The sequence below is a fragment of the Achromobacter sp. B7 genome, assembly GCF_003600685.1.
GTDB classification, from domain to species: Bacteria; Pseudomonadota; Gammaproteobacteria; order Burkholderiales; family Burkholderiaceae_B; genus Achromobacter; species Achromobacter spanius_B.
Window position 1 is genome coordinate 5,497,609 of sequence record NZ_CP032084.1, and the last position, 13,379, is coordinate 5,510,987.

The window sequence follows — 13,379 nt, forward strand, 5'->3', positions numbered from 1 at the left end:
CCACAGATCCGATCACACCGAAAACTCGGGCCGGATACCGCTTTGCAGGGGCAGCCCCAGGATCTCGCGCGCTTCGGCGGGCGTGGCGGGTTCCATGTCCATTTCGCGGATGATGCGCACGATGCGCTCGGTCAGTTGCACGTTGGTGGCCAGCTCGCCGTGGCGGTAGTACAGGTTGTCTTCCAGGCCCACGCGTGCATGGCCGCCCAGCAGCAAGGCGCTGATGTTGGCTTCCAGTTGCGACGGGCCGATGCCGCTGACGCAAAAGATGCTGTTCTTGGGCAGCAGGTCCACCATCATCTGTAAATGGCGCGGCGAGAACGGCATCGCATTCTGAAAATTGCGGTGCACGTTCATGACCAGGTTGATGAAATGCGGCCCTTCGTCCAGGCCTTCATCGATCAACGTGGTGGCGTCTTGCAGGATGTGCGTGGGGCTGAAGACCTCCCATTCGGGCTTGATGCCGCGCGCCTTCATGCCGGCCGCCAGTTCGCGCGCCTTGGTCAGCGGCGTGTTCATCAGATATTCGCGATCGCCAAACGCCAGGTTCAGCGTGGTGGCGTCCAGCGTGCACATTTCGGCGCCGGCATCCATGCCTTTCAGGCGTTCTTCCCACAGGATTTCCCAGGTGCCCGGCGACGTTTCCTTGACCATGTCGCCATGCACGCCGCCGCCGGTGGAGTTGTTCAGCACGATGTCGCAGCGTTCGCGGATGCGCTGGTTCATGTCGCGATAGATCGCCGCATCGCACGTCGCCTGGTCGTCGGGCCGGCGCGCATGCAGCGCCACCACGCTGGCGCCCGCGTTGTAGCAGCGGTAGACGTCCTCGGCGATCTCTGCCGGCTGCGTGGGCAGATGCGGGTTCTGGGTCTTGAATGCCATGCCCCCGGTTGGGGCGATGGTTACGATGACTTTGCGTTTGGCCATGGCTGTCTCCGGTTCATTTCCACAGCGTGCAGCGGCTTTCCGACTGCTTGGTGAAGGCCTCGTTGCCGTCGATGGTTTGCAGCACCTTGAAGTAATCCCAAGGCTGCTTGGACTCGTCCGGCGTCTTCACTTGCAGCAGGTACATGTCGTGCACGACACGGCCGTCGGGGCGCACTACGCCGTCCTTGATGTAGATGTCGTTCAGCTTGTTCTGGCGCAGATACGCCAGCACGCGGTCGGCGTCGTCGGTGCCGGTGGCCTTGACGGCGCGCAGGTATTGCAGCGCGGCGGAATAATCGGCGGCTTGCAGCGACGACGGCATGGCGTTGCGGCGTTCGAAAAACTTCTGAGCCCAGGCGCGCGTGGCGTCCGATGCATTCCAGTACCAGCTGTCGGTCAGGTACATGCCTTGCGTGGCCGGCAGGCCCATGGCGTGGATGTCGTTGATGAACATGATCATGCCCGCCAGCCGCATCGTCTTGGTCACGCCGAATTCATTGGCGGCCTTGATCGCATTCGTGGCGTCCGCGCCGGCATTGGCCAAGGCAAGAATGTCCGCCTTGCTGCCCTGCGCCTGCAACAGGAACGATGAAAAATCGCTGGCCGACAAGGGGTGCTTGACCGCGCCCACCACCTTGCCGCCGCCCGCCTCGACCACCTTCGTCGTATCGGCTTGCAGCGCATTCCCAAAGGCGTAATCGGCCGTCAGGAAGTACCAGCTTTTACCGCCCGCCTTGACCACGGCGGCGCCCGTGCCCCGCGCTTGCGCGACGGTGTCGTACGCGTAGTTCAGCGTGTAGGGCGTGCATTGCTCGTTGGTCAGCGCGGGCGCGCCGGCACCCACCACGATGATGGGTTTCTTCTTGTCGGCCGCCACCTGCGACATGGCCAGCGCGGTGCTGGAATTGGTGCCGCCGATCAGCATGTCCAGGCCGCGCTGATCGAACCATTCCCGCGCCTTGGCCGAGGCGATGTCCGCCTTGTTCTGGTGGTCCGCCGTCAACAGTTCGATTTTCTTTCCGTTGATCTCGCCGCCCATTTCTTCGATGGCCATCTTGATGGCTTCGGCGCCGCCGGGGCCGTCGGGGCCCGAGTACACGCCGGACAGGTCGGTGATGAATCCGATTCGAATGACATCGTCCGAAATCTGGGCGTGGGCGGCGGCGGCGTGCAGCAGCGACACGGCGACGCCGCAGGCGAGCGCGCTGCCGGACATGATGCGTGGCATTGACAACATACCTGTCTCCTCTTATGTTTTTTGGCTCTTGATGCCTCAACTATTCTGGGACCGCCCCCTGGCCCGTACAGTCATCATGGTGACAAAGCGGCCTAGGGTTTACCTGAGCGCCTTCCCCCTTTTGGTTTAACGGAGTAACCATGCGTGCATCCACCGCAAGCGCAGGCAGCCAGACCGGTGCTCCCGGGCGCCAGCCGGCCGCATGTCCGGTGGACAGGATGTTGAGCGTTGTGCCCTGGTACAACGGCTTGCCCGAACTTGAACGCAATCTGGTCCGCTCGGAATTGCGCACGGTGTCGCTGGCCACCGGCGAATATCTTTTTCGCGCGGGGTCGAAGTCGCTGGGGTGGTACGGCGTGGTCGAAGGGCTGGTGAAATGGACGTCGCCGGGTGCGAACGGCAAGTGCCTGTCGCTGGCCGGTTTCAGCATCGGCAGCTGGTTCGGCGAAGCCACGATGCTGCGCCGCGAGCGCTTCGAATATGAGGTCGTGGCGCTGCGCCCCAGCCGCATCGTGATCCTGCCGCGCGACACCTGCGAACGGCTGTGGAACCACAACATCGAATTCACCAAGGCCGTGACGATGCATTTGGCGCAGCGCGTCAATTGGCTGATGGCCTGCTACACCGGCAACGTATTGCTGGATGTCGACACCACCGTAGCCCGCGCCGTGGCGGCGCAATTCGATGCCGAACGCCATGCCGATACGCAGGGGCGTTTGAAGATATCCCAGGAAGAAATCGCCAGCCTGTGCGGCGTGTCCCGCCAACGCTGCAACGCCGCCCTGACCAGGCTGGCACGCGCGGGCGTGCTACGAACGCACTACGGCGGCATGACGATATTGGATAAGGATGCGCTGTATCGGCGGGCGATGATCGAGGATGATGCCGGAAATCGATAGCAGCCTGCCGAGGCTGGGCAATGCCTTCATAGAAATGCGGGCTCAAAATCCGTCAAGCCGGAGCGTTGCATGCCCAGCCCCTTTGCCACCTCGCGCCAGCTATCCACCGCCTGAGCCACCTCTGTCCAGATTGCAGCTGCTTTCTGCGCATCCAGCCTGAAATAGGCGGCACCCTCCATCAGCATGGCGCGGCTGTCGATTGGCCCAGAATCCTCGGTCAGCCATGTCTTGCTCTCGCGACGGTCGCCAGGCATCGGATTCAAGTCAAACGCCGGCGACAATCGCCATCCATGGTTGCGCGCGTCGTACAGCAGACCCGTATTCCGCAAATGATCATCGGTATTGCAGATCAGAAAATTGAAAGCCAGGCGTCGCCACAACTGGTGGATATCGGCAATAGGGTTGGCGCCGCTCTGCAACAGAACATCCACCAATTCGGTATACGCATGCACCGTGTCCCGGCCATCGGATTGCAGCATTGTCGCGGCGGACACGTAGGGGATGCGCCCGCCATTGTCGGTACGGTCAAAACGCCGAATAATGGCCACCGCCGTTCCGTCAACAACCGCCACACGCGCAACTGCCGTATTGACGCCAGCCTTGCTGGCAAGATGCATTGCCATCACTTCGCCACGGATAATGTCGCGCTGATCCGCCTGGCTAGGAAACTTGCCCAAGGCTAAACGTCCATCGTGGTCTAACACCGTCGATTTGGGCCGGGCTCCGCCAAGCGAGGTGCCCTGCCCCAGCAGGTATTGCAGGTCCTGCTCGCTCTCCGTTCCGGCCTCTAGCGCTCGGGCGGCTCGCACAACGTTATCCAGCTTCAGCAATGGCGGCACTTTTCCATGCGTGTCGTCGGCGCGAAGATAGATTTGAGCGGAAAGGTCAAACAAACGCAGCGCCCCGACACGGGCCTCGTCGTCAACCCATAGCAAGAAGTCGACAGGCTCGAGCGCAGGCGTGTCCCGGTCTTTCTGCCGGAACCTCGCATGCGCGCGCCGGATTACACGCTCGCCCCAGGAGTCGGGCGCAGTGTCTTCCAGCGCGCGAAAAAACGTCTGTTCAGGATGTTGGATGCCCGAGACGGGCAACAGGTCGGGCGATAGCGTGAAAAAACGCGGGCTTTGCAGCCAACGCTCGTCGTACTGGAACGCGCTGCGCTTGCCGTTACCCAAATACAGCCGTCCTACCACTTGCCCGCTGGAACCCAGATGAACCTCCAGGTCTCCACGCCGGATCACCTTCGGCGCCATCAGAAACCCTCCAGCTCTTCGTTGTCATTCGTCGATTGGGTTTGCCCGGGCTGAGAATCGGACATGCCCAATTTTCGGCCACGCGATGTGCGAACCCGCTGCGGCAAATTTTCACGCATCAGCGCCATGCCAAGCGCGTCCTTTTCCATGGCCAAAACCTCGGCCACGGCGTCCAGGCGCCCAAGCACATGCAACGCGCGCAGGAAGGTGTGCAGGGCGGTGCCGGGATAGCCGTCTTCCATGCGCCTGACGGTACTAAGTGAGGTTCCAATGCGCTCGGCCAAGTCTTCCTGACTTAGCCGGCGCATACGGCGAGCGGACGAGATATCCTGTCCCAGGCGATGCAGTGCACGCTCGACGGGGCGCGGCATAGCAACACGGTGCTCGGCAGATTTTGGGGTGGAAGGCACGGGGTTCTTGGTCAAATATGAAGGCAAATTGCCCATAGACGGTCATATATGAACATATCGCGGTTCGCCAGACAAGCAAGTCCCGTTAACTATTCAAATATAAGGTTTAAATTGATTCATAGATTCATATTTGGCTGACTGCGCTTGCGACGGTTCGGTTTGGCGATATGAGAACTACGCCTTCAACGTGCCGCCGGACGCAAGGGGCGGGCACGAGCGTCGACGGGCGTCAAACAGACGGGATCGATCGTCGCGCGAATAGCGTGCAAGCCTGGGAGTTGGAGCGGGTGAAGGGAATCGAACCCTCGTATGAAGCTTGGGAAGCTGCCGTTCTACCATTGAACTACACCCGCTCGGGTGTCGTGCCAGGGCGCGGGTCCCTGGCAGAGTCGGCGATTATAGCGCGGCTTTTTTTGGATTCGGGCAGGAATTTTGGCTTGCCGCCGCGCTTGCGGGTCGGGGCGAATTAATGCGTCCCTTATTTAGTGCATCCGACCGACTCCGCCGGCCGGCACCTGCCACTACAATTCGGGGCTATGAATACGAACAACCCCGCGGACAAGCCCGCGACGCCCCCCGTGAACCCCTCCGACACGACCGCCGATTCCTCTGCTTCGGCGTCCACCGCCGCCCCCGTTTCCCCCGAGACGCAGGCTGCGCTGGCCAGCACCGCGCATGCGCCGAACAGCCCCGGCGCGACGCATATCCGCAGCTTTGTGCACCGCCGTGGCCACATCACCCAAGGTCAGTTGGCCGCGCTGGAACGGTTGATGGGCGAATGGTCCATTCCGTACGCGCCCCGCCGCCTGGACCCCGCCGCCGCGTTTGGCCGACAAGCGCCGACGGTGCTGGAGATTGGTTTCGGCATGGGCGAGACCACCGAGAAGATCGCGCTGGCGCGTCCGGACGACAACTTCCTGGGCGTGGAAGTGTTCAACGCCGGCGTCGGCTCGCTGCTGCGCCGCATTGAAGATTCCAAGATTCAGAACCTGCGCATCATCCAGCACGACGCGGTCGAGGTCGTGCGCGACATGATCGCGCCGGATTCGCTGGCCGGCGTGCACGTGTACTTTCCGGACCCGTGGCCCAAGAAGCGCCATCACAAGCGCCGCTTGCTGCAACCGGCCTTCGTATCGCTGCTGGCCAGCCGCATCGCGCCGGGCGGCTACATCCATTGCGCCACCGACTGGGAAGACTACGCGGTGCAGATGCTGGAAGTGCTTAGCGGCGAACCGCTGTTGGCCAATACGGTCGACGGCTACGCGCCGCGCCCCGATTACCGCCCCCTGACCAAATTCGAGACACGCGGCCTGCGCCTGGGCCACGGCGTCTGGGACCTGATCTTCAAGCGAGTCGCCTGATGCTCTATCCGCCGATCGAACCCTACCGCCACGGCATGCTGGATACCGGAGACGGACACCAGATTTATTGGGAAATGTCGGGTAATCCGAACGGCAAGCCCGCCGTGTTCCTGCATGGCGGGCCGGGCAGCGGTTGTTCGCCCGTGCATCGCCAGCTGTTCGATCCGCAGCGCTACAACGTGCTGCTGTTCGATCAGCGTGGTTGCGGAAGGTCCAAGCCGCATGCCAGCCTGGACAACAACACGACGTGGCATCTGGTGTCCGACATCGAGCGCCTGCGCACCGAAATCATGGGCGCGGAAAAGTGGCTGGTGTTTGGCGGATCGTGGGGTTCGACATTGGCGCTGGCGTATGCGCAGACGCACCCGTCGCACACCAGCGAGTTGATCGTGCGCGGCATCTTCGGTTTGCGGCGCGCGGAAATCCAGTGGTTCTACCAGGAAGGCGCGTCGTGGCTGTTTCCGGATCGGTGGGAAGAATATCTGGCGCCCATTCCCCAAGCCGAGCGCGGCGACCTGGTCGCGGCGTATCACAAGCGGCTGACGGGCGATGATCCGGCCGAGCAGTTGCGCGCGGCCAAGGCGTGGAGCAAATGGGAAGACAGCACCATCACGCTGCTGCCCAGCCCGCGCCATCAGCAAAGCCACGCCGCCGACCGCGCCGCGCTGGCGTTTGCCCGCATCGAAAACCATTACTTCGTGAACGCGGGCTTCATGGAAGAAGGCCAGCTGATTCGCGACGCGCACAAGCTGCGCGGCATACCGGGCACCATCGTGCAGGGCCGCTACGACGTCTGCACGCCCGCGCGTACGGCCTGGGACCTGCATCGCGCCTGGCCCGAAGCGGACTTCCACCTGGTGCCCGACGCGGGCCACGCCTTTGATGAACCCGGCACGCTGGCGCGCCTGATCGCCGCCACCGACGCTTACGCAAAACAGTGAGGACACCCTGACATGCACATCACCCTGAACGGCGACGCGCGCGAATTCCCGTTGGACACGACCGTGATCGAACTGCTGCAAACGCTGGGCTACGCCGGCAAGCGCGTGGCGGTGGAACGCAATGGCGAAATCGTGCCCAAGAGCCAGCACGAGCAAACCACGCTGACGGACGGCGACCAGATCGAGATCGTGGTCGCGGTGGGCGGAGGCTGAACGTCCGCCACGCATTGACCTGCTTGCAAAGACGAAGGGCCGCTGATGATCAGCGGCCCTTTGCGTTGGGACGGATGTTTGACGCAGGGGGTGACGTCAACGTAACGCCGACACCTTTCTTCATTGCACGGCTTGTCCGATGGGGTTTGCGCCAAGCGCGCGAGTCACCGTGCAAAGTGACGAGCATTGTTGCGTAGTCTGGCGAGCGACTAGCAACCTGTTACACGATAACCCCTCGTCTGGCGGCAATTGTGCGAGTAATAATCGTTGCTGTTGGCTCGTTACGCGGCAAATTGCGGGTCAAGCGGGGGGCTTTGCGTCACCCGCCCTCTGCGGCATTCCAGGGCATGTTGCCCACCGCGCGCGCTCGCCAGGGACTTGGTTTTCTCACCGCAGCACAGATAAAGGAAACACTATGGGTCTGCTCAATTTCATCAAGGACGTAGGCGAAAAGCTTTTCGGCGCCAGCGAGGCCAAGGCCGCGACGGCTGACGAACTGAAGAAAGAGCTGGATAAGCACGGCCTGAACGCCGACGGCCTACAGATCACCGTGGACGGCGACAAAGTCACGGTAGCCGGCGAGGCGCTCAGTACCGAAGACGCCGAGAAGATTTCACTGGCGTTGGGCAACACGGTGGGCGTGGCGGCGGTGGACAACCAGTTGAAGGTCAAGCAGGCCACGCCGGAAGCCAAGATGTACACGGTGCAAAAGGGCGACAACCTGTGGAAGATCGCTGAAGCGCAATACGGCAAGGGCCAGGGCGCCAAGAACACGCTGATCTTCGAAGCCAACAAACCCATGCTGACCAGCCCGGACAAGATCTACCCGGGCCAGGTGCTGCGCATTCCGCCGCTGTCGTAAGCGGCCACTGAACTCGACAAGCCGGAGAACACCCATGCGTTTTCCGGATTGTGTCGCGGCACGGCGCCCCCTGCCTGCCGCGACTGCTTGGCCAGACGCAATGTCTGGCCATTTTTTTGCCTACTTCATGCCGAAGCGGCCCAGCCCTTTCATGCCGCCCATGGCGCGCATCATCTTGGCCATGCCGCCCTTCTTCATCTGCTTCATCATCCCCTGCATCTGCTCGAACTGAGCCAGCAGGCGGTTGACTTCCTGGACCGGCACGCCGGAACCGGTGGCGATGCGGCGCTTGCGGGACGCCTTGATCAGTTCAGGCTTGGCGCGTTCGGCGGCCGTCATGGAATTCAGAATGCCTTCGGTACGGCGCAGCTGCTTTTCCGCCTGCCCGCCTTGCAGCTGACCGGCTGCCTGCTGGAACTGGGCCGGCAGCTTTTCAAGCAGCGAACCCATGTCGCCCAGCTTTTTCACCTGGCCTAGCTGTTCGCGGAAATCGTTAAGGTCGAACTTGTTGCCCGACTTGATCTTGGCCGCCAGCTTTTGCGCATCGGCGATGTCGATGTTCTTCTGCGCCTGCTCGACCAGCGACACGATGTCGCCCATGCCCAGCACCCGTTGCGCCATGCGGTCGGGGTAGAAAGGTTCCAGGCCGTCCAGCTTTTCGGACACGCCGACAAACTTCAGCGGTTTGCCGGTGACGTGGCGCACCGACAGGGCCGCGCCGCCCCGGGCATCGCCGTCCAGCTTGGTCAGCACCACACCGGTCAGGGGCAGCGCGTCCGCGAAGGCGCGCGCGGTGTTGACCGCGTCCTGGCCCTGCATGGCGTCCACCACGAACAGCGTTTCCACGGGCTTGACCAGGTCATGCAATGCGCGGATTTCGCGCATCATGGCTTCGTCGATGCCCAGGCGGCCGGCCGTGTCCAGGATCAGCACGTCGTAGTGGTGACGGCGCGCATGGTCCACCGCGCCGCGCGCGATGTCTTCGGGTTTCTGGCTGGGGTCGGACGGCAGGAAGTCCACGCCGACCTGCGCGGCCACGCTTTTCAGCTGGTCGATAGCGGCGGGGCGATAGACGTCGGCGGACACCACCAGCACTTTCTTCTTGCCGGTCTTGCGGCCGTGCTGCGTGTGCTGCCCTTCGGACAGCCAGCGCGCCAGCTTGCCGGTGGTGGTGGTTTTACCCGCGCCTTGCAGGCCGGCCATCAGGATGACGGCGGGCGGCTGCACGGCCAGCGACAGTTCGTTGGAATCGGCGCCCAGGTCGCCGCCCATCAAGGCGGTCAGTTCCTTGTGGACGACGCCGACCAGGGCTTGGCCCGGGCTGAGGCTGGCGGCCACTTCCTCGCCCAGCGCTTTTTCTTTCACGCGGGCGACAAATTCACGCACGACGGGCAGCGCCACGTCGGCTTCCAGCAGCGCCATGCGCACTTCGCGCAGCATCTCCTGGGTGTTGGCCTCGGTCAGGCGGGCTTCACCGCGCAGCGTCTTGACGACACGCGATAGGCGTTGAGTTAGGTTATCGAGCATGAGAGGCGTTTCCGCTTAAACTAGTTGATTGAACGGTGGCCGCAGGCGCGGATTCTGCGCTTTCGGGTGGCACGCACCCCAAGGCCCCATCCAGACAACGGTTTCTATGTCACTCGGCATTGTATTTCACACAGCGGCTGCCTTGGCGTACGCAGTGCTAGGGGGGTCACTTTGGCTCCGCCTGGCCGGCGCCGGGGAAGTTGAGCAGACGGGCAAAATCGGCCGTCTTTGCCTGCTGGGGGCCCTGGTTCTTCAAGGAATCGGCCTGCAACAAGCGATGCTGGGCGCCCAGCATCTGTTCATTGGGTGGGCACTGGCCCTGTCCGCCGCCATCTGGCTGGGCATGGTGGTGTTCTGGCTGGAAAGCCTGCTGGTGCGCATCGACGGCCTGCAATTGCTGCTACTGCCCGCCGCCGCCCTGGCCAGCGCCCTGGCCGCCCTTTTTCCGCAAGGCCAGTTCGTGCCGCACGCCGACGACGCCTGGCTGCGCGTGCACCTTTTGATTGCGCTGGCCGCCTATGGCCTGATCACCATCGCCGCGCTGCACGCCATGATGATGGCGCTGCTTGACCGCCACCTGCACCGCCCGCTGGACGCCCCCGCCGAACGCAGCATCATCGGCCGCGTGCTGGACTCGCAGCCGCCGCTGTTGGTGCAGGAACAACTGCTGTTCCGTATTATCTGGATCGGTTTCATCGTGCTGACCCTGGCCGTGGGCTCGGGGTCGGTGGCGTCCATGAAACTGACGGGCAAGATCCTGCCGTTTGACCACAAGACCGTCTTCACGCTGCTGTCCTGGCTGACATTTGGCGTGTTGCTGGTTGGCCGCCATGTATGGGGCTGGCGTGGCCGCGTGGCGCTGCGCTGGACGCTGACGGGTTTTGGTTTTTTGATTCTGGCGTACACCGGCAGCCGGTTCGTGCTGGAAATGATTCTGCATCGAGGCTGACGTGGGCAAGTTGTTGTTCTGGATCGTTCTGATCATCGCGGTGCTGTTCGTGGCCCGCATCGCCGCCCGCATGGCGGCCGCCCGCCAGGCCGGCGAGCCCACCCAGGGGCGCGGCAAGGCGGCACGCTCGGCGCCCGCGCCGGCCGCCCCCGAATCCATGGTGCGTTGCGCGCATTGCGGCATCCACCTGCCCCGCTCCGAGGCCGTGCTGCTGAACGGCATGACCTGGTGCAGCACCGAACATTCCACGCTGGGTCCCGCCAGGAAGTAGGCGGAAAGCGGGGCGGGGGAACCGGGCGCCCGCGACGGCGCATGGGCTGCGTTTTACGCACGCCCCCCGGCAAAAACGCCAATTTGGGAGGCGGCGGCGACCACGGCATAATGCCCGTTGGCTTCAACACGCATGTTCTCTCTTATGGCTCTGCTTCTGGATCGACATGGCTGGCTGGCGCCGGCCCCCGGCGTCACCCTGCTGCCTTCGCCCAACTGCGACGCGCGCCCCGACGGCGCGCAGGTCTCTTTGCTGGTGCTGCACAACATCAGCCTGCCGCCCGGCCAATTCGGCGGCCCGGAAGTTGCCGGGCTGTTCACGAACACGCTGGACTATTCCTCGCACCCCTGGCTGGAACGCCTGCGCGGCCTGCGCGTGTCGGCCCACTTCTTTATTCGCCGCGATGGGCGCATCATGCAGTTCGTGTCCACCGACCAGCGCGCGTGGCACGCCGGCGTGTCGCGCTTTGGCCGGCGCGAACGCTGCAATGACTTTTCCATCGGCATCGAACTTGAAGGCACGGATACCCTGCCGTACGCCGACGAGCAGTACCTGGCGCTGCGCAAGCTGACGCCGGTGTTGCGCGCGCGTTATCCGCTGGCTGCGGCCTGGGGCCACGAACACATTGCCCCGGGGCGCAAGACCGACCCCGGGCCCGCTTTCAACTGGACGCGTTTTTCGCGCGACAGCGGCTTTGCGCGGCGGCAGTTGCCGCCCGTCTGACACTACTCAAGGACTGGTTATGTTGAAGATCTGGGGACGCCTTACGTCCGTCAACGTGCAGAAGGTAATGCTGGCCGTGCGCGAACTGGCGCTGCCGCACACCTTTACCCAGGCAGGCGGACCGTTCGGCGTGGTGGATACGCCGGAATTCGCCAAGCTGAACCCGAACCGCACCGTGCCGGTGATTGATGACGGCGGCTTTGTGCTGTGGGAATCGAACGCCATCGTGCGTTACCTGGCCGCGCGCTACGGCGCGGGCACCTTGTGGCCGGAAGACGCGTGCATGCGCGCCGACGCCGACCGCTGGATGGACTGGCAGACCACCGAATGGCAAGCCGCGATGGGTCCCGCATTTCTGGGCCTGATTCGCACGCCGGAAGCCAAGCGCGACCACGCCGCGATTGAAAATTCGGTCAAGCGCTCCAACGTCCGCGCGCAGATCCTGGACCAGGCGTTGCAAGGCCGCGAATTCATTGCGGGCCGTCACCTGACGATGGGCGACATTGCGCTGGTCAGCTCGGCGCACCGCTGGCTGGCCCTGCCCATCGAACGCCCCGATACCCCGGCGCTGTCCGCCTGGTATCGCCGCGTGATGATGCGCCCCGCCCCACAAGGCGTGCTGACGCTTCCGCTGGAATAAGGCGTGCCGGACCGCGTCAGCCGCGGTCCACCTTCCAGCCCATTTCCGCCGAAATACCGGCGGCGGCTTCCTGTACCACCGGCACCATGTCGCGCATGCGGTCCAGGGACATATACGGCACGGTGCTGGACACGCTGATTGCCGCCACGATGCCGCTTGAGGCATCGCGCACCGGCGCCGCCACACAGCGGATCGACGGCTCGTTGTCTTCCAGGTCAAACGCATAGCCCTGCGCCGCATAGTCACGCATGCGGTCGCGAAACGCTTCCCAGCTCTGCTGGCCGCCCGGTGCGCGCGAGGACACCGGCGCGCCGATGCGATGTAGCGCCTTCCATTGCGGTTCTTCGGTATCCAGCAGCAGCGCCTTGCCCACGCCCGTTGCCGCCAGCGGCATCCGATGGCCCACGCGCGAGCGCATTTCCAGCCCCTTCTTGCCAGGAATCTTTTCCAGGTACAGCACTTCGTCGTTGTCGCGCACGGCCAGATGAATGGTGTCGCCCGTCTGCGCGGCCAACGCATCCAGGTAGGGCCGCGCCAGCGTCGCCATGGGAAACGCTTCACGCGCCTGGAAACCCAGCTCGATCAGCTTGGGCCCCAGCACATAACCCACCCCCGGCAAAGCGCGCAGATAGCGCTCTTGCACCAGGCAGCTGGCAAGCCGGTGCGTGGTGCTGCGCGCCACGCCGATGCGGGCGCAGATTTCCTTCAGGTCGCGCGCGCCGTCGGCCACCGCCTGCACAACGGCCAGACCGCGCATCAGCGTCTGCGTGCCGGCCGGCGCGGCGGCGTCGGGGTCCAGGGAGGGAATGGGATTTGCGGGCAAGGGGAAGGTCATGAAACGGGGATGAAACGGGGAGGCAATGGCGGAAACGGGGCAAGCATACCCGGGATGACAAGGGCCAGGGCGCGACACAGGGCAACCGGCCATCCGATTCGGGCACCGTCCAAAGCGCGCCTTCTACCGTGACACATTCCCTGTATGTGGGATTTAATTCTATATTTTGAGATTTTTCAAGCTCTGATCTAGAATTTTTTCCAGCGCGCGCCACGCTTTGCACAAGCCCGGTGCGCACCGACACAACAAGGTTTCCCGGCCCCGCCCGTCTGACGCATCCCCGCGCCGGACGGGCGCATCAGGCAGGGCAGCCAACGATGAGACACATCAG

The 13,379-nt window shown here is 63.6% G+C and carries 15 protein-coding genes and 1 tRNA gene; 9 read left to right on the plus strand and 7 right to left on the minus strand.

Annotated elements, in window-relative coordinates:
* Nucleotides 1-12: 12 nt before the first annotated feature.
* The gene (locus tag DVB37_RS24805; protein WP_104141810.1) at nucleotides 13-927 is read right to left on the minus strand and encodes a 3-keto-5-aminohexanoate cleavage protein; all 915 of its coding nucleotides are present in this window, start codon (nucleotides 925-927) and stop codon (nucleotides 13-15) included.
* Between the two features lie 13 nt (nucleotides 928-940).
* Entirely contained in the window at nucleotides 941-2,155 is a 1,215-nt protein-coding gene (locus DVB37_RS24810; RefSeq protein WP_120157642.1) for an ABC transporter substrate-binding protein, read from the minus strand.
* A 149-nt stretch (nucleotides 2,156-2,304) separates the two neighbouring features.
* On the opposite strand from DVB37_RS24810, the gene DVB37_RS24815 reads away from it, so the two are divergent.
* On the plus strand, nucleotides 2,305-3,063 hold the full coding sequence (locus DVB37_RS24815; protein ID WP_223264681.1) for a Crp/Fnr family transcriptional regulator: 759 nt from the start codon (nucleotides 2,305-2,307) through the stop codon (nucleotides 3,061-3,063).
* Nucleotides 3,064-3,089: 26 nt separating this feature from the next.
* On the opposite strand, the gene DVB37_RS24820 is transcribed toward DVB37_RS24815, so the two are convergent.
* The 3 genes from DVB37_RS24820 to DVB37_RS24830 form a co-directional block, all read right to left on the minus strand.
* A complete protein-coding gene (locus tag DVB37_RS24820; protein WP_120157050.1) occupies nucleotides 3,090-4,316 on the minus strand; it encodes a type II toxin-antitoxin system HipA family toxin in 1,227 nt (408 codons plus the stop codon).
* The gene (locus tag DVB37_RS24825; RefSeq protein ID WP_370638736.1) at nucleotides 4,316-4,741 is read right to left on the minus strand and encodes a helix-turn-helix domain-containing protein; all 426 of its coding nucleotides are present in this window, start codon (nucleotides 4,739-4,741) and stop codon (nucleotides 4,316-4,318) included. The genes DVB37_RS24820 and DVB37_RS24825 overlap by 1 nt, the downstream gene beginning before the upstream one ends.
* 264 nt (nucleotides 4,742-5,005) lie before the next feature.
* A tRNA-Gly gene (locus DVB37_RS24830) sits at nucleotides 5,006-5,079 on the minus strand.
* 183 nt (nucleotides 5,080-5,262) lie between these two features.
* Here DVB37_RS24830 and trmB point away from each other — a divergent pair.
* From trmB to lysM, 4 genes are all read left to right on the plus strand, one after another.
* Nucleotides 5,263-6,087 carry a tRNA (guanosine(46)-N7)-methyltransferase TrmB gene (gene trmB / locus DVB37_RS24835; protein ID WP_240433995.1) on the plus strand — a complete coding sequence of 275 codons (825 nt, stop codon included), beginning with the start codon at nucleotides 5,263-5,265 and terminating at the stop codon, nucleotides 6,085-6,087.
* Nucleotides 6,087-7,028, plus strand: a complete 942-nt coding sequence (pip, locus tag DVB37_RS24840) for a prolyl aminopeptidase (protein ID WP_120157051.1) — start codon at nucleotides 6,087-6,089, stop codon at nucleotides 7,026-7,028. The genes trmB and pip overlap by 1 nt, the downstream gene beginning before the upstream one ends.
* Before the next feature lie 12 nt (nucleotides 7,029-7,040).
* Nucleotides 7,041-7,241, plus strand: coding sequence for a sulfur carrier protein ThiS (thiS, locus tag DVB37_RS24845; RefSeq protein WP_006222389.1), 201 nt, complete (start codon nucleotides 7,041-7,043; stop codon nucleotides 7,239-7,241).
* A 415-nt stretch (nucleotides 7,242-7,656) separates the two neighbouring features.
* Nucleotides 7,657-8,103 carry a peptidoglycan-binding protein LysM gene (gene lysM, locus DVB37_RS24850; protein WP_046806676.1) on the plus strand — a complete coding sequence of 149 codons (447 nt, stop codon included), beginning with the start codon at nucleotides 7,657-7,659 and terminating at the stop codon, nucleotides 8,101-8,103.
* A 120-nt stretch (nucleotides 8,104-8,223) separates the two neighbouring features.
* On the opposite strand, the gene ffh is transcribed toward lysM, so the two are convergent.
* Nucleotides 8,224-9,630, minus strand: a complete 1,407-nt coding sequence (ffh, locus tag DVB37_RS24855; RefSeq protein WP_050445692.1) for a signal recognition particle protein — start codon at nucleotides 9,628-9,630, stop codon at nucleotides 8,224-8,226.
* A gap of 106 nt (nucleotides 9,631-9,736) precedes the next feature.
* Here ffh and DVB37_RS24860 point away from each other — a divergent pair, with 106 nt between their 5' ends.
* The 4 genes from DVB37_RS24860 (at nucleotide 9,737) to DVB37_RS24875 (ending at nucleotide 12,213) form a co-directional block, all read left to right on the plus strand.
* Nucleotides 9,737-10,579: an inner membrane protein YpjD gene (locus DVB37_RS24860; RefSeq protein ID WP_120157052.1), complete on the plus strand. Its 843-nt coding sequence runs from the start codon at nucleotides 9,737-9,739 to the stop codon at nucleotides 10,577-10,579.
* Nucleotide 10,580: 1 nt separating this feature from the next.
* The gene (locus DVB37_RS24865; RefSeq protein ID WP_120157053.1) at nucleotides 10,581-10,850 is read left to right on the plus strand and encodes a PP0621 family protein; all 270 of its coding nucleotides are present in this window, start codon (nucleotides 10,581-10,583) and stop codon (nucleotides 10,848-10,850) included.
* 144 nt (nucleotides 10,851-10,994) lie between these two features.
* Nucleotides 10,995-11,573, plus strand: coding sequence for a 1,6-anhydro-N-acetylmuramyl-L-alanine amidase AmpD (gene ampD / locus DVB37_RS24870; protein ID WP_046806680.1), 579 nt, complete (start codon nucleotides 10,995-10,997; stop codon nucleotides 11,571-11,573).
* A gap of 19 nt (nucleotides 11,574-11,592) precedes the next feature.
* Complete coding sequence (locus DVB37_RS24875; protein ID WP_120157054.1) at nucleotides 11,593-12,213, plus strand: glutathione S-transferase family protein; 621 nt, start codon at nucleotides 11,593-11,595, stop codon at nucleotides 12,211-12,213.
* Nucleotides 12,214-12,229: 16 nt separating this feature from the next.
* Here the strand turns inward: DVB37_RS24875 and DVB37_RS24880 are convergent, their stop codons facing one another.
* Nucleotides 12,230-13,048, minus strand: a complete 819-nt coding sequence (locus tag DVB37_RS24880) for an IclR family transcriptional regulator (protein WP_104141799.1) — start codon at nucleotides 13,046-13,048, stop codon at nucleotides 12,230-12,232.
* Nucleotides 13,049-13,379: the final 331 nt, after the last annotated feature.